This is a genomic window from Enteractinococcus coprophilus, assembly GCF_006716305.1.
Taxonomy (GTDB): Bacteria; Actinomycetota; Actinomycetes; order Actinomycetales; family Micrococcaceae; genus Yaniella; species Yaniella coprophila.
The window spans coordinates 744,784-770,955 of record NZ_VFOU01000001.1; the positions used below are offsets into that span (position 1 = coordinate 744,784).

The following is a 26,172-nucleotide window of genomic DNA, read 5'->3' on the forward strand; positions in this document are numbered from 1 at the left end:
GTTAGGACTGTATGTAGTTCCACGGGTGGAGGTCGGGAACGTGACTCTAAAGATGCTCGTCTATGCATCTATGAGTGCCGTCGTTTTCAGTAGGCTCTGAAGTGTTTCAGATCAGCCTGGACCAGGGTAATGCTAGTGGTCGGAACACCCGGTTCGAGTGGCATCGCGCAGCAGGGCCTCCTCTACGCCGTGGGCTTCTGGGAGCTTTTATCCTGCACAGTGATCGATGGGCAGCGACACCCTTACATGAAGTTATGCTATTTCGAAGTTATCTTTCTATGATAGTGATGTTCTCTAAGGGTTACCTTGAGCTTTGACTAATCATGTCAGTCAGACGGGAAGTTGGTCACTGTAGTTCCGTTGCGTAGAGGTGGCATCTCCTATGAGGAGGATTCACGACGAAATCTATGTGTATCGGCTACGAATCTCTTGCGCATGATCGACAAACCATTGCAACGCATCAGGATTGCTTACGCTACCAATGTTTAGGGATTTCTTGAGATCCATGCCTAAATACAGGCGCTTGATGGGAACCTCAAGCCGCTTATTTGTATGGGAAACAGGTATCTCGGGAACGTGGATGATTTCATCGGGTACATGCCGAGGAGTAGCTTTACGCCGGATCTGATTATTGATTTTATCACTGAGTTCCGGGGTTAGTTTGTGCTCTGGGAAGAGCTGAACGAATAGCGGCATATAGTACTGGCCATCGGAAAACTCAACGCCAAGCACCAGCGACTGTTGAATTTCAGGAATTTCCTCGATGGCAGCGTAAATATCGGCTGTTCCTAGTCGCACGCCTTGGCGATTGAGTGTCGCATCAGATCGGCCTTGGACGATGAACGTCCCACGGGAAGTTTCGGTAACCCAATCCCCGTGACGCCAAATCCCGGGGTAGGTATCGAAATAGGCGCCGTGCATGCGTTGTCCCTCTGGGTCATTCCAAAAGTAAATGGGCATGGATGGCATGGGGGCGGTAACAACGAGTTCACCTAATTGGTCATAGACTCGGTTGCCTGATTCGTCCCAAACTTCAGCGGCGACACCTAAACAGGCCCCTTGGATTTCTCCGATATAGACGGCGTCGAGGGGATTGGACCCGATAAGTCCGGAACAGATATCTGTTCCTCCAGAGTCCGAGCCAAGGTGGACATCAGCTTTGATAGCATCATGGACCCAACGCCAGGTTGATGGTGCGAGGGGAGATCCTGTTGACATGATGCGCCGTAGTTTGGAGAGATCGTACTTCTCGTTTGGTATGAGCCCCGATTTTTCGACTAATGCGAGATAGGCTGCCCCGGTAGCAAACATGGTGGCCCCGCTCAGTGCCAGGATTTCAAACTGGCGATCATCACCGCCGATGCGCGGCGAACCCGCATATGTCACAACTGAACAACCGACGAGTAGGGTCATGGCAAGAGTATTCCAGACCATCCAAGAGGTGTTGGCTGCAACATAGTAGGTATCCCCACGTCCCATATCTTGTTGTAACCCGATACCTTTATATCCCTCAAGGGTGATACCACCGTGAGAATGTACGATACCCTTCGGCGCTCCGGTAGTGCCGGAGGAGAACAGTACCCACAAGGGATGGTCAAACGATAGCCGGATAGGGGCTAGCCGCTTATCGGTATTGACCAGTGCGTCGAAGGGTTCAAAACCGTCGATTAGGGCGGTTGTGTTGTTGTCGTGGATTATGATGCGTAGATCAGTTTCTGGTAGAGCTTCTGATACCTGACGCATGTAGTCGGATAGGTCGATGTGTTCGCCCTTGAAAGTGTAGCCAGACGTTCCGATGATGGCTTTGGGCTGTAGCTGAGTGATGCGATCAAGGGTTGCACTGACAGACATGTCAGGTGAATTGATTGACCAAATTGCACCAAGAGAAGCGGCAGCAAGTAGGCCGATGATGGCTTCTGGAATATTTGGTAGCACAGCGGCCACAACGTGGTGTTGCTTGACGCCTCGCTCTTGCAGGCTTGCGGCTAACGCCTGAACTTGGCTTCTGAGTTCTGTCCAGGTGATGTTTTCTACCGTGTTATCTTCGTACACGTGCTGGATGGCAATACGTTCTTTCATCGACGGATCTTCCGCGATGCGCAGCACATTCTCTGCGAAATTCAGTCGAGCATGGGGATACCAGTGGGCATACGGCATGTTTAAGTCTTCGATGGCAGGCGCATGTAGTCCTTCACCAGCTACGTTGAAAAAATTCACAATCTCTTCCCAGAACGCCGAAATCTCAGAAATCGACCAATGATGAAGCGCTTGGTAGGAGGACAACCCCAACCCGTGGCGAGCATTTACGGATGCAATGAACTGAGCCACGCTCGTGTTATTCGGATCTGACGGCGTCCAAGTGATGGCATTTTTAGCGAGGGTGGTGCTGTCGGAGGCGAACCTTGTATCTTGCAATGAATTGGCGTGGCTGGTCATGAATAGCTCCTTAGTGCTTTGCTGCTGAAGCGGGAGTATGTGGTTGTGTCTGCGGCGTTTCAATTAGTCGGCTGTAGCAATTCGCTCGAAAGCGCAACGATACGCTTGAGCGATCGCATTTAGATGGCTTTGATCCAGTGCTGTTGACAGATTCAACATGCCTCGTGGTGCGGCATAAACGCCTTCAAGAATCAGTGACAAATGTAAATTTTCATAGAGGGCATCATGCGCAGTCTTCTCCGCGGGATGCACATTCATGATGGATCCCGCGATAGATACGCGAATGTGAATGCCATGATCTGCTGCAGCTTCGAGGATTTCAGCACGCAGTTTTCCGGTACGATCATTTAGACATTGAATGGTTTGAGCATCCAGGTATTCTAGCGTGGCGGCTCCCGCAACACATGAGGTCAGGTGGCCGTTGAACGTTCCAGAGTGGACGAGATGACCTGCGGTATAAGGTGAAGTTTGAAGTAGGTGCTCAGCTTTTCCAACAACAGCCCCTATGGGGTAACCGCCACCAATGATCTTGCCAAGGATGGTTAGATCTGGCGTGATTCCCAGATCTTGCTGAACACCGTAGTAGCTATTGCGTAGGGATTGGACTTCGTCCAGGATGAAGAGCGCCCCATAGCGTTCAGCAAGTTGCTGAGCATGCTGCAAATAGCCTGGGCTTGCTGGGATAACGCCTGCAGCACCCTGAAAGGGTTCCAGTATGATGGCCGCAGTTCGCTCTGAAACCGCGGCTTCGAGAGCTATAGGATCATTGAATGGTACCCGCATAACGTTAGGTTCCGTGGTTTCAGAGAACGGAGGAACGGCTCCGTGGTATCCCTCGTGTGCCATCACAATTTCTAACCGACCAGTGACGTGCCGTGCGATCCTGGCAGCTAGTGAAGAAGCCTCACTGCCAGAGTTTGTAAAACGAACTAACTCAGCGCTGTGGATTCGTGCAACGAGTTGCTCAGCTAATCGCATCTGATGGGGATGTACTGCAGGAAAAGCTACCCCACCATGTTCCAATAGTGCGTTCACGGCTGAAACTACAGGAGCAAAAGTGTGGCCATGAATCAATGAGGTGTAGTTATTGACGACGTCGATATATTCATGACCGTCAACGTCGAAAACGTGGCCATTCTTACCATGAGTCAATATGACGGGGAATGGTTCAAAGTGAGTGACTGATCGTGTTTGGCCGCCAGGCATGACCTTGTTTGCGCGCTCAAAATATTTCGCCGACTCAGGATGCTTCGCGCAGTACTCTGCCACGATCTCTGTTTGCATCTTGCTCCTTGAATAACTCGTGATGGTTGGTGTGCAACATCGTGAAACCACTGGACTATAGTTATTGTACACCGTACAATAACCTGTGATGTATGGCACTAATTGATTTCAAGGGAGAGCACAATGTCGACTCATACAGTCCCTAAGAGGACCATGGGGTTTGTCACTGCCACCGCAATGTTGATCGGAACAGTTATCGGGGCTTCGGTATTCATCGTTCCTGGAGCTCTTGCGGCATCGGCCGGGCCAGCTGTATGGCTCACTTACCTGATTGGCGCAATCTTAATCTTGTTTGCTGCCGTTATGTTCGCCCAGATTGGATCGGTTATGCCTGTGACCGCAGCGAACTATCGGTTAACGGCTTCTACTGTGAACGGTACCTGGGGGTTCCTATATATTTGGGTTTTTGGGATTGCCAACATATTTCTGGTCCCAATTATGGCACTGACTGCTGCCGAATATCTCGGTGTCTTCCACCCATCGCTCAATAGCATGCCGGTGGCCGTTGGCCTCGTTGTTATCACCGGTCTGGTAAATATCCTGGGCCTTAGGGCGGCAATGAGCATTCAGAACATACTGGTTGCTGTGCTGATCCTGATCATTGCCGTGTTTGCTACGGGCGGGCTAGCTAACGCCGATTGGTCGCACTTTACCCCGATGTTTCCGATAGGTGTGGGGCCGGTCATTGCTGCAGCGGTGTCAACGTATTACGCATTCGCTGGTATGAACGTAGTTATCGAACTCAGTGGGGAGATGAAGAACCCCGGTAGAAATGCCATACGAATGATCATGGTCGGACTCGTGACGATCACCGTGTTATACCTAGGTGTGGCGGTGGCAGCGGTGGCAGCGGTGGCGCTAGTGCAACCGTCTGAGCTGGGCGTTGAGGCACCTATCGTTTATGCTGCGTCGATGGTGTTCCCAGACTGGTTTGGTGGGGTAGTTGCGCTTGGTGCAGTTGCTGCTTGCTGGACTACTCTGAACGCTGTTATGGCAGCCCTTGGACGACAACTGTTTGGTTTGAGCCGGAGCCGAATCCTGCCGCAGGCGTTATCGAAGCTCAATAAAGCGGGAACCCCTTATATTGCCATGGTGAGTCTGACCTTGGTTGGTATCCTCATCACCATCTTCTCTGAGGACGTGATGAAGTTTGTCAATTTATCAGGCACCTATCTCCTGCTAACCTCAATCACTATTGCAGTGTCTTCCCTTCGGATTCAGAAAACCCTTCCCGAGATGTACAACCGAGCCGACTTTAAGCTGCGCGGATTCTGGTACTACTTCTGGCCGATCGGAGCCATCGTCACAAGTATTTTCTTCCTAGTGCTAGCCATTATGGACGATCCACAGATGAGCCTGCTGTCATTTATACTCATTCCGCTCGGCCTTGGGATCTATGTATGGCGAGCGAGCATCGTCAAACGCACGGGTACTAGTGTTGAAGAATTGCTCAAAGTGGCGATTTCTGAAGAAGGTGCCACAGCAGAGACTTCAGAAGATGCAATAGTCAAAGTTCAACTCAAAGAAACGGAATTTCGTAAATGATTTCGCAGGAAATCGAATCTCATAGCCCACTGGTCCAAAACTCCCTCGGCGCGGTCCTGCCACACTTACAGCGCGCTGAGGGGGTGTGGCTCTATGACACAACAGGTAAAGATTATCTTGACGGATGTTCTGGGGCAGTAGTTGCCAATATCGGGCATAGTCATCCGCGTGTCTTAGCCAGAATCCAGGAACAGGCCGCGAGAGTGACCTACGCTCATCGTGGTGCATTTGTGACACAACAACAGATTGATCTCGCGCAGCGGTTGACCCAGATGACAGGTTTTACTGGCGCTTGGTTTGTTAATTCTGGTTCTGAGGCAGTAGAAGCAACGTTGCAGCTGGCAATGCAATATCATCGCGAACGAGGTGAACCTCGTAGCCATTTCGTTTCGCATCGCACCAGCTACCACGGCAATACTTTAGGAGCGCTTAGCCATTCTGATCACGCTCGGCGATCAGTCATTCAAGGCATCGAAGTATCACATGATTGGTTGCCCAGCCCCTACGATCCGAATCAGACCGCAGACCAACTCCTCCATGCGGCACGGCAGGTTATTGAGAGCTCCAGAGAACCAATCGCGGGGATTTTATTTGAACCAGTCAGTGGAGCATCGCTTTCCGCCAGGCCTCTTGTGGACGGGTACTTAGCAGGACTCCGAGAACTCTGTGATCATCACGGAATTCTACTAATTGCCGATGAGGTTATGACTGGCTTAGGCCGAACTGGTAAGAATTTGGCGTGTGACCACTGGTCAGTTAAGCCAGATTTGGTGGCGCTGGGTAAAGGTTTAGGAGCGGGTTACACTCCTATCGCTGCGGCTCTACTCAACGAAACCATCCTTGATGTCATAACTCTCGGGTCCGGACGAATCTTAGGTGGCCATACATATGGTGGCAATCCACTTTCAGTAGCTGTGGCTGATGAGGTCTTACAAGTGACTCTCGAACAGGACTTGGTAGCTGCTTCGGCCAACAAAGGAACACTGCTACATCAGCACTTGAAACGCTTGCAGTCGGCTTTTCCAACCCTCGTAGAGGAAGTACACGGAAAGGGTCTCCTACAAGGCGTCACTTTACATGCGGCTGCTGATGGCGAAGGCATCGGCAGTACTGTGGAGCAGCTGCGCTTAGCGTGCCTCGAAGAAGGCTTAATTATCTACCCGGCAACAGGGGGTTTTAACGACTCCTTCTTAGTTGCGCCGCCATTAACGTCAACTCTTGAGGAAATCGAAGAATTAATTCGTCGATTGGAGCGGGCAATGAGTACTCTGAGGGATAACTTATTGGCTCAAGAATAAGGAAGTGAACTTCCCGATGTCGGCTTCACCGCGGAATGGGCGCCAGAATCTCACTAAAGAGCAAATTATTCGAACCGCTCGCGCAATGGTGAAAGAGCATGGGTTGCAATCGGTAACGCTACGAGCAGTCGCCAAAGAGCTTAGGGTCAATCCCACCGCTATTACTTGGCACATCGGTTCGAAGCGGAACCTGCTGGTAGAAGTATCGGGTGTGATATTCCGCGAATTACGATTAGCGGATGATCGATCCATGACTGCTTATGAGTGGTTGATGGACAGTGGCAGACGATTCCGCAAATTGATCATGGACAACCCAAATTATGCGCCACTCATTGGTGGGCAGCTAGCATCGAAGCCGCCATCGTTACCTTTTGTGGAACGAGTCTTGCGAGTCTTGGGGGATCTAGGTCTCCGCGGTGACGGTTTAATCGTCGCGTTCAATGCCTATACGGGAGTGCTTCTTGGGTGGGCAGCTTTGGAACTCAGTGAGGAACCCGCCGAGGCTGCCCACGAAGTCGAAGAAAATTATCGTGAGACTCTACATGATGCCGAACCAGCTCTCTATACTGCGCTAAATGATCACGGTATGGAAGTGCTGAACAAGATTTTCATGTTGCGTTGGTCTAATGGCACGGCTTCACCCTTGGATAAGAGTTATGAATTCTTACTTGAATCGGTCGTCTCACGAATTTGTCAGAGGGCCGAGAGCGGGGGTGCCAGTAGTAATTAGTCCAACCCGGCCATGCGGTCGTCCATAGTAAGGAGTATGTGGAGCCTTTATTGTGTGAGGAAGCTGTTTCGAAACGAACACTCCAGTGATTCTGACACCGTACATTTTCCTTAGCTCATTGGTTGCCCAGCGTTTGATGGCGAATAATACGACTCCAGAAGAAGTACTGAGCCTCTCTTGACTCCAGCGCATTCCATCTGCGCGCTGCTATAAGATCTCTTCCCGTGAGGTGCTCGTCTGATTGATCTTCCGCAATTGGTGAGCTTTTAGTAGATCCGTCGAGTACAGCGCTTTGCCTGGCATATTTAGGGGGCCATAGTGTTGAAAATCGATATCGCGATCTCGCACCTCCACAACCATCTTGACGTGCAATTTGCAAAGCTTCCGAATGGTGTTGGAAACGAGCACTTCGTGCTCGGCTCATGTGCGGATTTTCCCTCTCACTCTAAAATGAAGGCATGACGACTTCATTGAGTACCCAAATACACCTTGCGACCCGGCCAACCGGTGTCCCGACCCCTGAGAATTTCGCGACGGTTAGGACAGAACTGCCGGCGCTTGCTGCAGGTGATGTTCGCGTGCAGAATGCCTTTATCTCGGTGGACCCATATATGCGCGGTCGGATGAGTGCTGCCAAGAGTTACGCAGAGCCTTACACCGTAGGAGAAGTGATGACCGGTGCCGCCGTCGGGCACGTCGTCGAGTCCCGAACGCCTGACCTTCCTGAGGGCACGGTGGTGCTGCATGAAATGGGATGGCGGGACATTTCACAGGGCCAAGCCTCAGCTTTTCGGCGTGTAGATCCTCCCTCCGATGATATTCCGCTTTCCCTTTATCTAGGGTTGCTTGGCATGCCAGGACTCACGGCCTATGTTGGGTTGACGCGGATCGCTGATTTGCATGAGGGCGAAACTGTTTTTGTCTCTGGCGCAGCGGGCGCGGTAGGCACTGCCGTCGGTCAGTTTGCGCGACTGCTGGGCGCACGGAAAGTATTTGGATCCGCCGGCGGTCCTGAGAAGTGCGAACTGATTCTGCAAAAATATGGTTTCGACGAGGCAATCGACTACAAGAAGGAACCGATCCGAGATCAAGTTAACCGGGTGATTGGCGATGATGGTCTCAACGTGTATTTCGATAACGTTGGCGGAGACCACCTCGAAGCAGCACTTGATGTGCTTGCACCGTTTGGAAGAGTGGCAATGTGTGGGGCCATCGGTCAGTACAACGCCACCAAGCCACAGCCAGGACCTCGTAACATGGCTAATATCCTCCAGCAGAAACTTCGAATTCAGGGGTTCATTGTGTCTGACCATGCTCGCGAAGCTCACGCCGAGTTTCAGCGCGTAGTGGGTCAATGGCTTGCTGAAGACCAACTTGTATACGACGAGACGATAATCGAGGGCATCGAAAACAGTGCTGACGCATTCCTCGGGATGCTCCGCGGGGAGAATACCGGGAAGATGGTCGTCAAAATCTGATCCTGCCCAATGGTGCCGGGGGAGAGTGCTACCCCACCCTGCCGGGGTTTATCGCATCGTCGGGACACCGCACAGTGTCCAGCAAGCGGCTGGCTCACCGCAATGTCACTTCGTCGATGTTCTGCCGGAAAATTTAATACAGAAGTTGGGTTCCTCAGTGGGTAGGGTCTGAAGAACCCAACTTCTGGCAGGAAGCTTCACGTCGGGTCATCTTAGGTGGCGTTTTGATATTTAGGGCACGTTTGCCGAGAACTTACCCTTTTCGCCGACCTCGGCTTTGCGTCGTCGTGACATTTCACGCAGCGGCGGGAAGAGTAATGCAGCTGCTGAAATAATAAACAGGATCATCGCAATTGGGCTTGAGAGGAATGATTCCCACCCACCACCGATGAGCGTACGCCGCAGGTTAGCTTCGGCCAGGGGCCCGAGGATGAGCCCCAGGACGGTTGGTCCAGCAGGGAAATCCAGCCGCAACATGACGAGTCCGATAATGCCCATCAGGAGCATCACAACAACATCGAAGACTGAGTTGTTGATGGAGTAAGTTCCGACCATACAGAACACCAAGATGATGATCCACAAATATGCCTGGTTGAGCTCCAGGAGTTTGACCATGGATTTCATGCGCAGTAGTGATACTGCCAGTGAGAGCAGGGTGGCTACTGTCAGGATGGCGACCAGGGAGTAGACCATTGAAGGGTTCGAAGAGAATAGGGCAGGGCCCGGTTGGATTCCCCAGATCATCATCGAGCCGATCAGGACCGCCATCACCGAGTCGCCTGGAATGCCGAGCGCCATGGTGGTGGTTACCGAACCGCCGAGTGTTGTGGTCGTTGAAGTATCGCCGGCCATGAGACCCTCGAGAGAGCCTTTGCCGAATTTCTCTTTCTCTTTGGATACGCGCCGGGCATTATCCCAGCCGATGATCCCCGAGATGTCGCCCCCTACCGCGGGGACAAGACCGATGACCGAGCCGGTAGCTGCGCCAACTGCGGTGGGCTTGATTAGTGACTTGCTCGTCTTTTTGTCGGGCCACCACTGACCAAGCTGGCTAATGGGCTTGGTTTGAGTGATGTTCTTATTGTGTGTGAGCATTTGGTTGAGCACTTCAGCTACACCGAATAAGCCGATGATCACCGGGATGAAGGGGACACCGGAGTTGAGTTCCAGGATGTCCATAGTGAACCGGGCATCGCCGGACACGGGATCACGTCCAACTGTGGCCAAGAATAGGCCGAAGCATCCGGCGATGAGGCCTTTGATAATGCGGCCAGATGATACACCGATCATCATGGTCAGCCCGAAGACTACCAGGGCGAAGAGTTCTGGTGGCCCAAATTCTCGAGCAAACCGTGCAAGCGGGATTGCGATAACGGCTAGCAGTACGATGCCGACTAGCATGCCCACTGCGGAGCCGAATGCCGATACCGTCATGGCAAGGCCGGCTTTACCTTGTCTAGCTAGGGGGTAGCCGTCGAATGTCGTTGAGATAGAAGCCGGGGTACCAGGAGTGTTAATAAGGATTGCGGGGACTCGGTCCCCAAATTGTGCTGCCACATAGATCGTTAGCAACACTGCGAGTCCTTGCATGGGTTCCATGGTCATGGTGAACCCAGCAGCCAACGCTACTGCCATGGTCGCGGTGACGCCGGGGAACGCTCCCACGAGCATTCCCACGAGCATCCCAAGCCCAATGTAAAGCAAGGTATCTAGCTGAAGAATGATGCTGAAGCCATCTAAGACGGCGTTTGCGGTCACCAGGGATGGACCCAGCATTTCCAAGAAGTGTGTCATGTTGTCTCAGGTCCTTTCATCCGAGCGGAACGCGCAGGAGCACCACAAAAAGAATGTGCAGAACTGCGGCAATGATCCCTGGAAAGAGGATCAGCACTTTCCACCCGCGGAACCCATAAAGTAATACGAGCAGGGCGACGGTCACGAATGTGATGAGCCATAAAGTAATTACATTAAACAGCGATAAGTACGCTAGTAACACCCCGAAGGTCAAGATGAGCTGGGTAGCTCCATACCGTGTCATGGGACTTGGAGTGTCTTGAGATGTTCGAGCAGGTAGGACGTTGGTGGTTACCAGCAGGACGCTGAGCCCAACAATGCCCCAGCCCAATAGGGCAGGCCAGAAGCGGGGACCGAGTTCCCCAGTGCCACGTAGGGGGATGTTATTGGTTCCTATGAGCACTGCGATGCCACCGACCAGTGCCAGTGTCACGGCGAGTGATTCTCGGATGCGGATTTTGGATGCTGAGTGCCTAACGGCACCGGAGTCATCGGATTCGATAACTCCGGTGCTGTGGCGCTGATCAAGGGTATCTTGGGGGGTCATAATGTCTCGATGTAGCTAGCAGCGCTATTACTCACCTTGTGCAAGTTTGATCCAAGCGCCGTGGCGCTCGTCTTCCTGCTTGATGAATTCGCTGAATTCTTCGGGAGAGGTGCCTTTGGGAATAAGGTTCGATGCCTCGATTGTTTCTTTGAACTCATCCGACTGTGCAGCTGTTTGAATTGCATCAGCCAGAGTGTTAACTACGTCCTCTGGAGTGCCGTCAGGTACGACCAAGCCGGTGAAAGACGCGTTTTGGAGATCGATGCCGAGCTCTTTGGCAGTAGGAACATCAGGTAGATCTTCTAGGCGTTCTTCGGTTAGTAGTGCGAGGTAGCGCATCTCGCCACCGTCAACCTGGGCTTTTTGGCTGCCTACAGCGTCGATTGAGAAGTCGACGTCACCGGCTGCGGCTGCTGCAATGGAAGGTGCTGAGCCGTCGAAAGGCACATTGATGAGCTCAATATCAGCAAGCTCTTGTAGGCCTTGGGCGGGGTTATCCCACACGGAACCCACACCGGGAGACGAGTAAGTGACTTCTCCCGGACGTTCTTTGGCGTCTTGGATCAAGTCATCCAGTGTTTCGTAGGGGCTATCGGCACGAACTGCGATGCCACCGGGGCCAGCCAGGAGCTGTGACAGGAATTCATAGTCTGCCGGATCAATCTCATAGTCCAGGTACTGCAGGGTTACGATTTCTGCGCCGACCATCACCATGTTGTAACCGTCGGGTTCTTGTTCGGTCATCCAGTTGTAACCAACAGACCCGTTGGCACCTGGGCGGTTCTCGACGATCACGTTGACGCCAAGTTCTTCTTCCAGTTTGGGGGCCAGAGTCCGCGCGGAGAGGTCACCAGAACCGCCCGCCTCCCACGGTACGACCAGCCGAATGTCTTTGGACGGGAAATCACCCGCTTCGTCTTCACTGGCGCCAGCTGCACACCCGGTGGCAACAAGAGCGCCAAGTGCGGCTACCGCGACGAACTTCGCTGATTTGAGAGAATTTCTCAACGATATCTTCAAGGTCTAACTCCCTGGGGTAGAGATGATGGAGAGATGAATGTGCCTGAGGTCAAGCGTCACCTGAGCCTAACGAGCAACTGTGTGACCGCCCACATTATTGCCAAAAATTGCCAAAACGGGTAATTTTACGCTCGTCGCACCACGCGTTACTACGCAAAAGAGCAAGGAGAAGCGATTGCCCGCGCATCCAAAATCCGGCCGGGTTCGTCTCAAAGACGTCGCCGATGCAACCGGCCTGGCACCATCCACGGTGTCGAGAGCATTCACGAACCCCGATCGTGTGAATTTCCAAACGGTCGAGAAAATCATGCGTGTGGCACATCAGATGGGCTACCGCCGCCAGCCCACCCTGACCGCGTCTGAAGATGCTTTGACTCGAACCATCAACATCATTGTGCAGGATTCATCGAATCAGTTTTACATGGGATTCATGCACGGCATTTTGCAGCGAGCACGGCTCGCCGGCTATCTCACAATCGTGGCTGATACCGGTGAAGATCTATCGATGGAACGGGCATATATTCGACGATTAAATCGCGCTGTTGATGGCATCATTGCCGCTGCGCCGACCACCCCAGCTTCCGAGCTGAGAGAACTTGCCCGCACTGCGCCCTTGGTGTTGTTCAATAGGGAAATAAGTGGCGTAAATTCTGTGGTGGCATTTACCCCTGATGACGTGTCTGCGCTTGTAGACCATCTACATCAATATGGGCATACTCGGATTGTGTGGTGTGCGGGACCAAAATTTGCCTGGAGTAATAAAATCCGGACGGATCGGCTGGTACAGCGCTGTGCCGAACTTGGGATTGAACTCATCGTGACGGGTCCATTTATCCCAACCGTTCATCAGGGTTGGCTGGCCGCCTCGAAAGCAATAGCCTATGAACCTACGGCCATTATGGGCTTTAATGATCAGCTAGCTGTTGGAGCGATCCAGTATTTATTGGCACACGGTTATCGGGTTCCTGAGGATATCTCCGTCACCGGATTCGATAATACTCAATCAGCCAGTATCATCCATACCGGACTTACCTGTCTGCGCGCCCCCCTCACGCTAGCTGGCCACAGGGCAGTGGAAATGCTGTTCGGTTTACTCGAGGGTGATACCGGCGCTCAGGCAATCCGACTCGAAGCCGAACTAGTAACACGAGGCTCTACTGGTCCCGCACGGCAACATTCGTTGCCATCGCCATGAGCCACAACCCGGGTTAGCTGCGGGCAGCGTGCCGGGCTGCTACCCATCCGAAGGTCATCGCTGCACCTACCTGGGTGCCAGCTCCCGGGTATTCGGAGGCCATGACTGATTGTGCGTCGTTACCCGCAGAATACAGGCCAGGAATTGCAGCCCCGTCGTTATCCACGACCTGCGCGTGCTTATTGGTCGAGATGCCATAGACCGTCGCTAAGGGCGTAGGTACGACAGCGATCGCATAGTACGGGGCTTTTTCAATCGGTCCGATATTCGGGTTCGGGCCGTGATCCGGATCGCCCGCAGCAATGCCGAACTCCAATTCGCCCTTGTGGAAGTCTTCATCCACACCCGTCTGAGCGAAGCCATTGTAGCGATCGACTGTCTGCCGCAATCCGGTTGCATCAACCCCCATGGTGGCGGCCAACTCCTCGAGGGTATTGCCCGTGTGCAGGTAACCGGTATCGAGGTATTTCTTCAGGGCAGCTTTTGGCAGGTGTGGCATGGTGATCATGCCCAGTCCGTATTTCGCCAATGTCCGGGAATCGACCACCAGCCAGGCCGGAATCGAATCCGTTGTTTCATGGCTTCTGTACATTGCGCGAACGAAGCGGTGGTACGACACAGATTCGTCGACAAATCGTTTACCTGCGGCATTGACGGCGATGACTCCTGGTTTACCGCGATCCCAAATATGTGGGAAGACTGCGGTTGAACCGTCGGCACGGGTGCCGATTGACGATGGGAACCATAGCGCGTTTTCGCCGTTGTCATTGCCGATGCGCGCACCGATTTCTCGGGCCAGGTTCATCGTGTCGCCGGTGGAGCCTTCTGCAGCTCGAGAGAATTGTGGAGTAGGGGAGGGCAAATATTGCTTGCGCAGGTCTGTCGACTGGGCGAAACCGCCCGCTGCGAGCACCACGCCGTTAGTTACTTTAATGCGGTGCTCTTTGCCCCGGTAGCCAACAACTGCACCGATCACCCGTCCGGTCTTATCTTCGCGGATGAGTTGGCTGGTCTGAGCGTTGAGCCAAACCTCTCCGCCACGTCGCAGCGTTTCATAGTACATCCGCGCAGTCAGGGCGTTGCCCATCACCAAACGGGTTCCGCGAGGATTCGAGACTCGGTCGACGGCCCAACGGGTACCGAGTTTCAGTGCGGTGCCAACAGCTTTTGCAGTGCTGGCAGGTTTCTTCGAAAACAGTCCTAACAGAGTATTTACTTCAGGACGGCGAACCATCAGTTCGCCACCCATCAAGGCGAATTCTGGGACCGGAGGACGTACATCGCGGAAGCGTACTTTGCCGAGTTTGCGGCCATCGAATGGTTCGGGTTCAAGCGCGCGGCCGGTTTTTCCAGTTTCCGGTAATTCAGAGTGGTAATCGACCACGGCGGGGGAGCGGAGGAATCGTACATTCAAGCGCTCCATGTATTTCAGCATTTCCGGGCCGTTGTCGATATATGACATGCGGAGCTTCTTGTCGGCTTTGTCGCCAACCACCGCGTCTAGGTAGCGCTCGACTTTTTCCCGACTGTCGTCCAGTCCGTCTTCTTCTTGGAAATGGTTATTTGGGATCCAACAGGTACCTGCCGAGTAGGCGGTGGTTCCCCCGATATAGTCGGTCTTTTCAAGCGCCAGCACCTTGAGCCCTTCGGCCGTGCCAGTAAGTGCAGCTGCCAGACCGGCAGCTCCGGTGCCGAGTACGAGGAGGTCTACCTCGAGGTCCCATGCAGGGTCGATGTGTTGATTCATGGTGGAAGTACCTTAGAAATCGAAGAAGAAAACTTTGCTGTTTCTGATCATCGAGGCGGGGGTCACGGATTCCAAGCAATATCCCATTGGGCGGGAAGTCTAATAGGGAGTCGGATACCATGAAGTCATGGCAAATTCTCCTCGTGGGGAATCCGTGGTGCATCGAGTTTCGCGGATTCTTCGAGCCTTTGACGAAGATCATCAGGTGCTTTCAGCTACCCAAATCGCGCAGCGTACCGATCTGCCAGTCTCAACCGCGCATCGCATGGTGGGAGCGATGGTGAACGAGGGGCTCTTGCTACGCACACCGGAAGGGAAATATCGTCTTGGGCTCATCTTGTGGGAATTAGCTCACCGCTCGACGGTGTATGAGAGTTTTTCTGCTGCGGCTCGCCCGTTTTTGGAAGGTGTGCACCAAACTCTGAGGAAAACCGTTTCCCTGGTTATTTTGGACCCGGCTGATGTCTCCATTATTTATTTGGAACGGTTGGCCATGGGTCATGATGAGACCGACGTTTCATCGCTCGCGGGACGCCTGCCGGTATTGTCTACGGCTCCTGGCCAAGTGATGTTGGCCTTTGCGCCACACAACGTGCAAGAACAATACATTCGTCAATCTGACCAGGATCCCGGGGTCACTGCTCAGCGACTGACTGCTCAGGATGTAGCCGACCGGTTAGCGCAGGTAAGGCGCGATGGGTGGGCCCATGTGGCGGAGGTCCTCAGTGCGGGTTCCTCCGGTACGGCGGCGCCGGTATTTGGGCGCCGGCAACGTGTCATTGGGGCGATCTCTATCGTCTGTCCGGTCGAGGAAATTCATCTGAACGTGCAATTGCCAGTACTTCTGGCTGCTGCGCGAGGGTTGAGCCAGCTGATGGCTCAACAGCCAGAGCACTATCAAGACTTTGCGTGACAGACGAGCTGGTTCTGCCCGGACTTCCCATTCAGTGAGAAGTGGTGCGCATTACAGGATGTTTGCTGCAAGAATCGCATCGACTGACCGACCACAGAACAAAGGATGCGGCACTCTGCATGTCCGAACTATCACCCAGCGCCACGCTGAAGGTGGCCATCATTGGCACCGGCGCTATTTTTCGTAACCATCTTGAGGCTTATCGCGGCCTAGAGAACGTTGAGATTGTTGCAGTGTGCGACGTCGATGAAGAGCTTGCGGTCCGCACCGCCCAGCAGCACAACATTCCGCGCGCTTTCGGTAGCGTGACTGCGTTGTTGTCCGCAGCCAATGACGAGACAGACCTGGGGCGTGTGGATCTCGTCTCCGTCTGTACCCCGCATCCAACCCACGAGGCCGTCGTGACGGAGGTCGCCGCAGCCGGGGTGCACGTGTTATGCGAAAAACCATTGGCCATTTCTTTGGATTCCTCGCAACGCATGGTCGACGTCTGCCGACGCAACGATGTGAAACTGGGTGTGCTGTTTCAACGACGCTTCTGGCCGGCAGCTCAACGCATTAAGGCTCTCATCGACGATGGCACAATCGGTCAGCCCATTCTGGGCCACGTTTCGGTGATGCTGCACCGCGATCCGAGCTACTATTCAGCGACCCCGTGGCGTGGCTCGTGGGACACCGATGGTGGGGGAGTGCTGATGACCCAGGGCATTCATTACATCGATTTGCTGTTGTGGATGATGGGCAATGTCGTTGAAGTGTACGGCTACACCAATACGTTCGTTCACCAAGCGCACATGGAAACTGAGGATTCCGCAACGGCCACCTTAAAGTTCGCTTCAGGTGCGATGGCCACGATTCAGGCTTCTACCGCGGTGACGCCTGGACTTGGGGTGCAAATTCGGATTACCGGTACCACCGGAGCCAGCGTGCAGCTGACCGAATTTCCCGAAGGCACCGAGGGTCGCGTCGACTTGTTCGGCACCGAGAACACCCTCCAGACCGAACCCACCTGGCCAGGCAACGCCAATCCAAATACGGCGCTGTCAGAGATTAACGCCGCCCTGGTGCCGTTCCATAAACTCCAGGTCGCCGATTTTGTCAATGCCGTCGTCACGAATACCGAACCCGCAGTAACGGGCGAAGAAGCAACGAAAGCCCTGCGTGTGCTACTTGCCATTTATGAATCATCCGAGACCGGAAAGCCGGTGAAGCTCTCACTATGACTACACAACACACCCGTCCATTAGGACTTGCTCAACTCTCCTCTTTGACCACTGAACCTCCCAAGCTCGTTGAGCTTGCCGCTCAGGCGGGCTTTGCCTTCGTTGGCATTCGGGTGCGCCCCGTGACCGCACACGAAACGCCCTTTAACGTGCAGCCGGGTTCGCCCATGCTTGCTGAAACCCTGGCCCGATTGGCGGATACTGGATTGCAGGTCAAGGACACCGAATTCTTGCTGCTCGACGGTAGTGATCAGCGTGACGCCTGGAACCAAATGTTTGAAGCCGGCCAGGCGCTGGGGGCCGAATCGCTGACGGTTGCGGTTGCCGATACTGATCAGGCCCGCGTGCTCGACAACCTGGGCCAAATGGTGGCCGATGGGAAAGCCTATGGGATCACCCCCGCACTGGAAGCCATTAGTTATCAAGCCGTTAACAGCTACTCACAGGCCACAAGTATTGCCGAGCAGACCGGTGTCACCGTGTTGGTGGATACCCTGCATGCCGCACGGTTCGGTGCGACCACTCAGGATCTGCGCGCTGCTGCCCCTCGGGTGCCGATGATCCAATTGTGTGATTCGGTTGCCACTATGCCGGCCACCCGCGACGCACTGGTGGAAGAATCGCGCAGCGGACGTTTCCCTGCCGGTGAAGGCGGGCAGCATTTGGCGGCAATGATTGCTGCCGTGGACGCTGGCCGAGGTGCACACGAGCCACTGCTCCCGATCTCAGTGGAGGTGCCAAATAGGGTGCTGCAAGAATCCATGAACGCCCAGGATTGGGTCAACCGACTCTACACAACAACACGCGATCTGTTGGACAGCATGGAACCGGCCCAGCAGCGTGCCTAAAGGAAAGGACGTCGTCATGCCGAATATTGACCCACTGACTCTGACCGGCACCGGGGTGGCCGGGGTGCAGATCCCGCAGATCGGGTTGGGCACCTGGCCGCACACCGGGCAGGAATCCACCGATATGGTGGCCATGGCCATCGACAACGGCTACCGTCACATCGACACCGCCCAAAAATATGGCAACGAGGACGCCGTTGGCAAGGCCGTGCGCAAAGCTTCCGTGCCGCGCGATGAACTATTTGTCACCACCAAACTCACCAATGAATTCTTTGGTGATGCGGCCACGGTTCGTGCGGGCATCGAATACAGCCTGCGTGAAACCGGACTCGACTACCTCGACCTGATGCTCATCCACTGGCCTAACCCCTGGTTGAAAAACTACGTTCAAACCTGCGCATCGCTGGCCGAACTTGTGGATACCGGACTGATCCGGGCGTGGGGCGTCTCAAACTTCACGCCTGAACACTTACAAGCCGTAGCAGTTGCTGGCTTGGATATCCCGATCAACCAGATCCAGGTGGATCCGCTTGCCGGCCAACCAGATTACCTGGCGGCCAACGCTCAACACGGCATCATCGTGAGCGCCTACTCTCCAACGGGCCGGGACCTGACTTTGTCCGATTTCCCGGCGCTTCGTGAAGCAGCCGAGCGGCACGGCAAAACTGAACATCAAATCGTGTTGCGCTGGCACGTCCAACAGGGCCGCATCGCGGTGCCACGGTCAGCGAATGCTAAACGCCAGCGAGAAAACCTCGACGTCTTTGATTTTGAACTTTCCGATGCCGAAATCACCGCGATCAATGCGCTCGATGACGGCTCCCGTGCCCGGCTAGATGCCGACGAGTACGGTCACTAATCTTCTAGAAAGGCAAGACACCATTGAATACCTCAACACCCGGTCTGTTGCACGTTGATGATCTGCCCAACCACCTGCCAACCGATGACGTTGATGTCCTGGTTGTAGGCGGTGGTGCAGGCGGTTTCGCGGCAGCCACGACCGCCGCATATCACGGTTTGCGGGTCCTGTTGGCCGAACAATCCGCAGCCTGCGGTGGCGCAACCTCACGATCCGGTGGTTGGGCGTGGACACCGGGCACCTCCCTGGCCAAGGCCGAAGGCGTGGATGAGGACCCGGAAACCTTCCGCACCTACCTTCGCGGCGTGCTGGGCGACCTGTACACCGACTCGGCCTCCGAGATGATCGACGCGTTCCTGGACGCCGTGCCACACATGGTGGACTTTTTCCATTACAAAACCGCGCTGCAATTTGTCACGGGCGCGAAGATCAATGACATTTACGGCCACTTGCCGGGTGCCGGTACCGGGAACCGATCGGTGGGACCCAAGCCGATCAACGCGCGCAAACTGTCCAAATCCGCGCTCGAAAAACTCAACAACCAGTACTACCCCACATCCTTTTTGGGAATGGGCATCATGGCAGGACCAGACCTGCAGAAGATCATGTCCGCCTCCCAACTATCCCCCAAGGGCTGGGTGTATTCGGCATCGCGGGTCATCCCACACGTTTGGGATATGGTTACCCACCGCCGCAGCATGCACTTGGTCAATGGAACAGCGCTCATGGGGCGGTTGATTCAGTCTGCCGAGGACCTCGGGGTAGATATTCGCGTCAAAACAGAAGTTCAGCATCTGATTGTCGACGACGAGGGCGCCGTAGTTGGTGCTGTCGTGGGCACCGAGGACGGCGGGCGCATTATCCGCACCCAACGAGGCGTGGTCCTGGCCACGGGTGGGTTCCCTGCGGATGTTGAGCGCCGTCGAAAGTATTTCCGCAATACCCCGACAGGCAACGAGCACTGGACCTTGGCGCCGGATGAAGCCGACGGTTCGGGTGCTGACCTGGCCGAGGCCGTTGGCGGCTACCTCGATATAGACGTGTACTCGGCTGCGGCTTGGTGCCCGGTGTCGCTGGTGCCCTACCCCAATGGCAAGACCGGCGTGTTCCCCCACATCATGGACCGCGCCAAGCCGGGCTCCATCGGAGTCCGGAAGGACGGCAAGCGTTTCGTCAACGAAGCCAACGGCTACTTTGACTATGTCGATGGCATGATGAATGCGACCCCTGAAGGTGAAGCCGTAGAGTCATGGCAGATCGCGGATTCAACGTTCGTTCGCAAATATCCACTTGGTTTTGCCAAACCCATTCCGATCCCGCTGCTGCCATACATTCGCAGCGGCTACCTCATCAAGGCCGATACGCTAGAAGAACTAGCCCAAAAGACCGGCATCGACCCGGAGCAGCTGGTCAAAACCGTTCGTGAGTTCAACGAGAACGCCCGCCGCGGGGAGGACCCGGCATTCCAGCGGGGCGAGACGAACTTTAACCGCTACGGTGGTGACCCGGCCGTTGTACCGAACCCGAGCCTGGCGCCGATCGAAAAAGGACCGTTTTACGCCGTCCACATTCGTCCCGGCTCCTTCGGAACATTTGCCGGACTGGCAGCAGATACCAAGGCCCGAGTACTGAACCGTGAGGGTGAACCCATTCGTGGCCTGTATACGGCCGGTAATGACATGGTGTCGATTATGCGCGGCAAGTACCCCTCGGGTGGCGTGAACATTGGCCCAGCGTTAACTTTCGGGTATATCGCAGGTCGCGACCTCGCCGGGGCGACAGAGTACGAAGTCACTACTACGGAACTCCCAAACACCGCAGTGCAACGATGAGTACACAACAATCATCCGATGACCGCGCGATCGTCAACGACGAGTACCCTGTCGGAGCCCTGGCCTTGATCACCGGCGGTGGTGGAGGACTTGGTGCAGCTTGTGCTGAACTCCTACGCCACCGCGGGGTGCGGGTCTGTACGGTTGATCTCAATCCCGGGGCCGATTATCAATGCGATATCAGTGACGAACAGCAGGTGGCAGACCTGCGACAACGGGTGGTGGAGGACGGCAAATCAGTTGATATTCTGATCAACTCCGCAGGATTGCAAGGTCCTGAGTCTGCGCTCGCAGACACTGAATACCGACACTGGCAGCAGACCATGCGGGTGAATGTCGATGGCGTTTTTCTCATGTGCAAGTATTTTGCACCTGGCATGATCGCTGCTGGGTGGGGTCGGATCATCAATCTGGCCAGCATTGCAGGCAAGGAAGGAAACGCATTCCAGTCGGCGTACTCGGCGTCCAAAGCTGCCGTCATTGGGTTGACGAAGTCTCTTGGAAAAGAACTGGCGCAAGACGGTGTGTTAGTCAACGCGATTGCACCGACCATTATCTCTACGCCGTTGAACCAGCACATGGATCCACGAACCCAGGACCGTCTCATGGAACGCATTCCGATGGGGCGCCCGGGGCACCCCGATGAAGCCGCGGAACTCGTGGCATGGTTGGCCTCGAATCGCTGTAGCTTTTCGACAGGTGCTGTCTACGATCTCTCTGGAGGACGAGCAACGTACTAGTCGTAATCGGCGCAAGATATTGGCATGTGCCGAAGCCACGTTGCTGGAATTCTTGCGCCCTACGGTGCTTGCTGTGACGGCTGGGTGCTGAGACTACACTCGCACTAATACTGCGGACCTGAAGGAGCTACGAGAACATGGAAATTCGCTGGTTGGAAGCCTTTATTGCTGTTGCTGAAGAGCTGCACTTTGGTAATGCCGCTATCCGACTGCGCATGGCGAAGTCACCGTTGAGCCAGGTGATTCGAAAGCTTGAGCATTCGGTTGGCACGGAGTTATTTAACCGAAATACGCGTTCAGTCGAACTCACATCAGCTGGGCACGCGTTCTTGCCACACGCTCGTATGGTGCTTGAGGATCTTGAACTGGCCCGGCAGTCGGTGAAAGTTCCCGAAGGGGTTGTCTATGGTCATCTCAGTCTGGGGTTTACCGGGGTACTCAATCAACGGACCCTGCCACGGTTTACGCGCGCGGTGCGAGACACCTACCCCGAGATAGAACTATCACTGGTAGGGCGGGTCATGACGCAGGAGGCCATCGCTCAGTTGGATGCTGGCACGCTGGATCTAGCGTTTGTCGGGTTGCCAATCGATTCGACGCGGATCGAGACACAACTCTTACTGCGCGAACGGTTTGGGATGGTCGTGCCTACCGGTCACCCTTTAGTCGATCAGCGCCATGTGGAGTTGTCGATGTTCTCCGAAGACCATTTCATCACCCCGCCTATCGGTGGCGGGTCGGCGCTGTACGACGATACGATCCGCGCTTGCACCAACGCAGGCTTTTACCCCATCATTTCCCAGCAGATCACCGATCCTTACATGAGCATGATGTTGGTGGCGACCGGAGTGGGCGTGGCATATCTGCCGGAAGGTGTTCGGCCCGTAGTGCCGCCAGGTACAGCCTTTGTTCCGCTGGAGGGCGAGCCGGTGTATATGAATCACGGACTGGCCTGGTCGAAGATCCGTGGCTCAACGGCTCGTGAAGCATTCCTTGGACTAGTCGACGAGGTGTTGGCCGAAGGTCTCTAGCATTGTGTGTTTTTCGCACACAGTCTGAGACGAATAAAGTCGTGGACAACACCTAGTGCGGTCAGTCACACTAGATGGTGATCTTCAAGCAGGAGTTTGAAAGGACCATCACATGACTACCGACACGACAGCATTTCAGGTATCCGATCCTGAAGCCATTGGCGGGACCGATCCCCGCGTTCGCAACGCTACGACAGTAACACCGCAGGCCAAGCGCGCGGCATTCTCGGGTTTCCTGGGCAGTGCCCTGGAATACTACGACTTTTTCATTTACGGCTCTGCTGCCGCACTGGTTTTTTCGCATATTTTCTTCCCGGGCGATGGCGTCAACTCGCTGCTGCTGTCGATCTCAACCCTCGGGGTTGCATACATTGCCCGTCCCCTGGGTGCGGTGATGTGGGGCCACCTGGGAGATCGGTTCGGACGCAAGAACACCCTGATGGCTGTGCTGTTGCTCATGGGGGTGGCAACATTCCTGATCGGAGTACTGCCAACTTATGACCAGATCGGCATTCTGGCACCAATCCTGCTCGTCTTCCTTCGCTTGTGCCAGGGCTTGTCGGCTGGCGGCGAGTCTCCAGGCGCTGCTTCGCTATCGATCGAGCACGCCCCAGAATACCGCCGCTCATTCTTTGCTAGCTTCACCGCTTCCGGCATCATGCTCGGCATCGTTTTAGCAACTCTCGTCTTCATCCCCGTCGCGCTACTCCCTGATGAGCAGCTATTCAGCTGGGGCTGGCGTATGCCATTCCTCATCAGCGTGGTCCTGACCTTCTTTGCCGTCTGGATGCGCCGCAACCTCGAAGAACCTGAAGTCTTCGAAGAAGCTATCGAAGAAGAAACCGAACCACAGGTGCCACTGGTCGTTCTGTTCCGTGACCACTTACCAGCGCTGCTGCGCGTTATGTTCTCATCGACGTTTGCGATGATCAATACCATGGTCAACGTCTTCGGCCTCTCCTTTGCCGTAGAACACGCAGGTGTTGACCGCACTGTGATGCTGGCAGCGATTGCAGCGTCGAACTTCGCCGCAGTCCTCACCCAACCGCTCTTTGCATTGTTGGCCGACAAGATCGGTCGCAAACCAGTCTTCATCGGCGGTACGATCGGCGCCGGTCTAATGATGTTCGTCTTCCTCTGGGCTATTAGCACCGGAAATGTCGCTCTGATTTTCATCTCCTCCATCGTGATGATGGGCGGAGCCTACGCAGCTGCTAACGGCATCTACTTCGCTGCCTTCCCAGAACAGTTCCCAGCAAAGGTTCGTTACTCCGGCATGGCGATCGGTCTGATGCTCGGCCTGCTCGTCTCGGGCTTCACCCCGGCCATCGGAACCATGATTACCGGTGGCGACGTCACCAACTGGATCCCAGTGGCGATCATGTGTGCAGTGTTTGCGATCGGCTCAGCTATCGCTTTCTCCACTGGTCCAGAAACCTACCGGACTCCAACCTCGGAGCTGGGTAAACCACGAAACAAAGCGGCTGAAGCAAAATGAGGTCGGATAACTACCGCATCGGACTCATCGGTGAACACATTGGCACCTCGTTGTCGCCAATGATCCACACCGCCGAAGCCACGGCCCAGGGTCTCGACAACTTCCAGTACGACCTCATCGACCTGGAAGGCCAAACGGATGCTGCCGAACGACTTGGAGAAATCATCCAAGAACACGTGGCTGCCGGGTTCACCGGTTTCAACATTACTCATCCGCATAAACAGCACGTCATCGCCCACCTCGATAGCTTGACCGAGGCAGCCCGAATGTTGGGCGCTGTCAACAACGTCATCGTCACCCAGGAGGGCTGGGTCGGTCATAACACCGACCACAGTGGGTTCCTCGGTGGTCTGCACACCCAACTTCCCGAAGATGCGCCACGTGAAACCGCGGTGCTCTTCGGAGCTGGTGGTGCAGGAGCCGCAGTAGCCAGCGCACTGCTCGATTTCGGCGTGCAGAACCTTTATGTGATTGACCCGCAGCCAGTGCAACTCGATCAGCTCAACGAGCGGCTCGCCGCAATTTTGGCTGAAGGCCTGCGGTTGCATACCGGTAGCCCAGATATGGCAGTTGCTTGGGTGCCGAATGCTGATGCGGTCATCAATGCCACGCCGATCGGCATGGAACATCTGCCGGGCACCCCGTTTGATGTCAGCCTGTTGAGCGGCGACCACTGGGTAGCGGACGTGATCTACCGGCCGATCGAAACTCAACTGTTAGCTCATGCGCACAGCTTAGGTTGCCACACGGTCGATGGCACGGCCATGCTGGTTGAACAAGCAGCAGACACGTTCGAATATCAAACCGGGCTGACCGCCAACCGGCAACGGATGCGGACTCACCTACATCAAGAGCTCCTAGCAGTTTCTGCTGCCTAGCCCGAAAGGGCCACCGAGCATCATCGGTGATTTCACTGGCGAAAGGAACACGATCATGGCGAATTCACGGTCCGGCGAGTCCGTCGTGGAACGCGTCATCAAATTGCTCAGTGCTTTTGGACGGACTAAGCCACGCCTGACCGTGAGCGCGCTCGCCCGAGAAACTGGCCTCCCCTCGTCAACCGTTCACCGACTCGCTGCTGAACTCTGCGATGTCGGATTCCTCAACCGCGACGACGAGGGGCGGGTGGGCATCGGACCGCGAATGTGGGAACTTGCCGCCCGTTCGAACCCACTGGAAGAGTTCCGGCAGCGCGGTCGTCCAGTGCTCGAAGGTATTCAAGAAGCCCTGCGACAGGATGTCTCGTTGTCGGTGCCATCTTTCGAGGACCACACCGTGCTGTATGTGGAACGCCTCGACAAGCACGGCACCGTCAACAATCTGGCTCAGGTTGCTGGCCGACTCAACATGCACTCGACCTCCGCCGGTCTGGTCATGATGGCGAATGCGCCACGTCATGTGCAAGAAACCTTCCTTGCAGGTGTAATCCCGCAATGCACTCCGCGAACCATGACGGACCCGGCACAATTGCGGTCCCGGTTTGCTGAGATTCGGGAACGCGGCTTCGCACGTCATGCCGGCGACCTCGTAGCAGAAAACGTTGGCTATTCAGTGGCTATCAAAGGTTCAGAGAACCAGATCATTGGTGCCGTCACCGTCGTGACAACTCAGCGTGAAGACAACCACCAGTTCATCGTGCCTGTGCTGGCTGCAGCGGGCCGAGCACTGTCACGGCTCATGGGCGCTGAGCACCGGCCATATTCTGCCCGCCGCTGGTCAGCTCTCGGCGACTAGAGCTTCAAGTCGACTGGAATCGGCCGCCCATTCAATGGGCAACCGATTATTTCTTCTGACCATCCTTCATACAGTGGACATCACATTGCCTATTAAAACCTAGGAGACAAGCCATGAATATCTACGCCATCAATTACGTCTACGACGACTCCACTGCTGCGACTCGCGACGAAGTCCGCCCCGTCCACGTAGAATTTCTGCAAGAATGCTTCGACAACGGCCGTCTGCTGGTCTCAGGTCCGGTAGATGACGGCGCCGGTGCGCTGCTGATCGTCACAGGTGAGGACGAAGCCGATGCAATGAGCCTGATGGACAATGACCCATTTGCCCAAAACGATCTCATCACCGAACGTGGCATCCGCAAGTGGGGTGTCTTCTTCGGCAAAGACAAACTCGTTCCTGCCAACGCCTAGGAACGCT

General features: G+C 55.0%; 22 protein-coding genes. 16 read left to right on the forward strand and 6 right to left on the reverse strand.

Annotated features, from left to right (window positions below):
* Positions 1 to 405: 405 nt before the first annotated feature.
* Positions 406 to 2,436 (reverse strand): acetoacetate--CoA ligase, encoded by a 2,031-nt coding sequence (locus FB556_RS03415; protein ID WP_141864738.1) that lies wholly within the window; start codon positions 2,434 to 2,436, stop codon positions 406 to 408.
* A gap of 63 nt (positions 2,437 to 2,499) precedes the next feature.
* Positions 2,500 to 3,792 (reverse strand): aspartate aminotransferase family protein, encoded by a 1,293-nt coding sequence (locus tag FB556_RS03420; protein ID WP_141864740.1) that lies wholly within the window; start codon positions 3,790 to 3,792, stop codon positions 2,500 to 2,502.
* An 81-nt stretch (positions 3,793 to 3,873) separates the two neighbouring features.
* Here FB556_RS03420 and FB556_RS03425 point away from each other — a divergent pair, with 81 nt between their 5' ends.
* From FB556_RS03425 to FB556_RS03440, 4 genes are all read left to right on the forward strand, one after another.
* Positions 3,874 to 5,265: an APC family permease gene (locus FB556_RS03425; protein ID WP_170200344.1), complete on the forward strand. Its 1,392-nt coding sequence runs from the start codon at positions 3,874 to 3,876 to the stop codon at positions 5,263 to 5,265.
* The gene (locus FB556_RS03430) at positions 5,262 to 6,563 is read left to right on the forward strand and encodes an aminotransferase family protein (RefSeq protein ID WP_141864744.1); all 1,302 of its coding nucleotides are present in this window, start codon (positions 5,262 to 5,264) and stop codon (positions 6,561 to 6,563) included. Before FB556_RS03425 ends, FB556_RS03430 begins: the two co-directional genes overlap by 4 nt.
* Before the next feature lie 16 nt (positions 6,564 to 6,579).
* Positions 6,580 to 7,293 carry a TetR/AcrR family transcriptional regulator gene (locus tag FB556_RS03435; protein WP_141864746.1) on the forward strand — a complete coding sequence of 238 codons (714 nt, stop codon included), beginning with the start codon at positions 6,580 to 6,582 and terminating at the stop codon, positions 7,291 to 7,293.
* Between the two features lie 458 nt (positions 7,294 to 7,751).
* Positions 7,752 to 8,771 carry an NADP-dependent oxidoreductase gene (locus FB556_RS03440; RefSeq protein WP_141864748.1) on the forward strand — a complete coding sequence of 340 codons (1,020 nt, stop codon included), beginning with the start codon at positions 7,752 to 7,754 and terminating at the stop codon, positions 8,769 to 8,771.
* 231 nt (positions 8,772 to 9,002) lie between these two features.
* Here FB556_RS03440 and FB556_RS03445 read toward each other — a convergent pair whose 3' ends face one another.
* The 3 genes from FB556_RS03445 to FB556_RS03455 are packed head-to-tail and all read right to left on the reverse strand — an operon-like array spanning position 9,003 to position 12,120.
* On the reverse strand, positions 9,003 to 10,565 hold the full coding sequence (locus tag FB556_RS03445; protein WP_246057183.1) for a tripartite tricarboxylate transporter permease: 1,563 nt from the start codon (positions 10,563 to 10,565) through the stop codon (positions 9,003 to 9,005).
* Positions 10,566 to 10,581: 16 nt separating this feature from the next.
* Positions 10,582 to 11,112, reverse strand: a complete 531-nt coding sequence (locus FB556_RS03450) for a tripartite tricarboxylate transporter TctB family protein (RefSeq protein WP_141864750.1) — start codon at positions 11,110 to 11,112, stop codon at positions 10,582 to 10,584.
* A gap of 27 nt (positions 11,113 to 11,139) precedes the next feature.
* Positions 11,140 to 12,120: a tripartite tricarboxylate transporter substrate binding protein gene (locus FB556_RS03455; RefSeq protein ID WP_170200345.1), complete on the reverse strand. Its 981-nt coding sequence runs from the start codon at positions 12,118 to 12,120 to the stop codon at positions 11,140 to 11,142.
* A gap of 187 nt (positions 12,121 to 12,307) precedes the next feature.
* On the opposite strand from FB556_RS03455, the gene FB556_RS03460 reads away from it, so the two are divergent.
* Positions 12,308 to 13,327, forward strand: a complete 1,020-nt coding sequence (locus FB556_RS03460; protein WP_170200346.1) for a LacI family DNA-binding transcriptional regulator — start codon at positions 12,308 to 12,310, stop codon at positions 13,325 to 13,327.
* Positions 13,328 to 13,340: 13 nt separating this feature from the next.
* Here FB556_RS03460 and FB556_RS03465 read toward each other — a convergent pair whose 3' ends face one another.
* Entirely contained in the window at positions 13,341 to 15,074 is a 1,734-nt protein-coding gene (locus tag FB556_RS03465; RefSeq protein ID WP_141864755.1) for an FAD-binding protein, read from the reverse strand.
* Between the two features lie 127 nt (positions 15,075 to 15,201).
* Between FB556_RS03465 and FB556_RS03470 the strand changes: the two genes are divergently transcribed.
* The 11 genes from FB556_RS03470 (at position 15,202) to FB556_RS03520 (ending at position 26,165) form a co-directional block, all read left to right on the forward strand.
* The gene (locus FB556_RS03470) at positions 15,202 to 15,987 is read left to right on the forward strand and encodes an IclR family transcriptional regulator (protein ID WP_141864757.1); all 786 of its coding nucleotides are present in this window, start codon (positions 15,202 to 15,204) and stop codon (positions 15,985 to 15,987) included.
* 119 nt (positions 15,988 to 16,106) lie between these two features.
* Entirely contained in the window at positions 16,107 to 17,210 is a 1,104-nt protein-coding gene (locus FB556_RS03475; RefSeq protein ID WP_141864759.1) for a Gfo/Idh/MocA family protein, read from the forward strand.
* Positions 17,207 to 18,058 (forward strand): sugar phosphate isomerase/epimerase family protein, encoded by an 852-nt coding sequence (locus tag FB556_RS03480; RefSeq protein ID WP_141864761.1) that lies wholly within the window; start codon positions 17,207 to 17,209, stop codon positions 18,056 to 18,058. Before FB556_RS03475 ends, FB556_RS03480 begins: the two co-directional genes overlap by 4 nt.
* A gap of 16 nt (positions 18,059 to 18,074) precedes the next feature.
* Positions 18,075 to 18,917 carry an aldo/keto reductase gene (locus FB556_RS03485; protein WP_141864762.1) on the forward strand — a complete coding sequence of 281 codons (843 nt, stop codon included), beginning with the start codon at positions 18,075 to 18,077 and terminating at the stop codon, positions 18,915 to 18,917.
* A gap of 23 nt (positions 18,918 to 18,940) precedes the next feature.
* On the forward strand, positions 18,941 to 20,749 hold the full coding sequence (locus FB556_RS03490) for an FAD-dependent oxidoreductase (RefSeq protein ID WP_246057184.1): 1,809 nt from the start codon (positions 18,941 to 18,943) through the stop codon (positions 20,747 to 20,749).
* Positions 20,746 to 21,489 carry an SDR family NAD(P)-dependent oxidoreductase gene (locus FB556_RS03495; protein ID WP_141864764.1) on the forward strand — a complete coding sequence of 248 codons (744 nt, stop codon included), beginning with the start codon at positions 20,746 to 20,748 and terminating at the stop codon, positions 21,487 to 21,489. The genes FB556_RS03490 and FB556_RS03495 overlap by 4 nt, the downstream gene beginning before the upstream one ends.
* Positions 21,490 to 21,626: 137 nt before the next feature.
* Complete coding sequence (locus tag FB556_RS03500) at positions 21,627 to 22,520, forward strand: LysR family transcriptional regulator (protein WP_141864766.1); 894 nt, start codon at positions 21,627 to 21,629, stop codon at positions 22,518 to 22,520.
* A gap of 112 nt (positions 22,521 to 22,632) precedes the next feature.
* A complete protein-coding gene (locus FB556_RS03505) occupies positions 22,633 to 24,018 on the forward strand; it encodes an MFS transporter (RefSeq protein ID WP_141864768.1) in 1,386 nt (461 codons plus the stop codon).
* On the forward strand, positions 24,015 to 24,896 hold the full coding sequence (locus FB556_RS03510; RefSeq protein ID WP_141864770.1) for a shikimate dehydrogenase: 882 nt from the start codon (positions 24,015 to 24,017) through the stop codon (positions 24,894 to 24,896). Before FB556_RS03505 ends, FB556_RS03510 begins: the two co-directional genes overlap by 4 nt.
* A 55-nt stretch (positions 24,897 to 24,951) precedes the next feature.
* Positions 24,952 to 25,752, forward strand: a complete 801-nt coding sequence (locus FB556_RS03515) for an IclR family transcriptional regulator (protein ID WP_141864772.1) — start codon at positions 24,952 to 24,954, stop codon at positions 25,750 to 25,752.
* Positions 25,753 to 25,865: 113 nt separating this feature from the next.
* The gene (locus FB556_RS03520) at positions 25,866 to 26,165 is read left to right on the forward strand and encodes a YciI family protein (RefSeq protein ID WP_141864773.1); all 300 of its coding nucleotides are present in this window, start codon (positions 25,866 to 25,868) and stop codon (positions 26,163 to 26,165) included.
* Positions 26,166 to 26,172 lie beyond the last annotated feature (7 nt).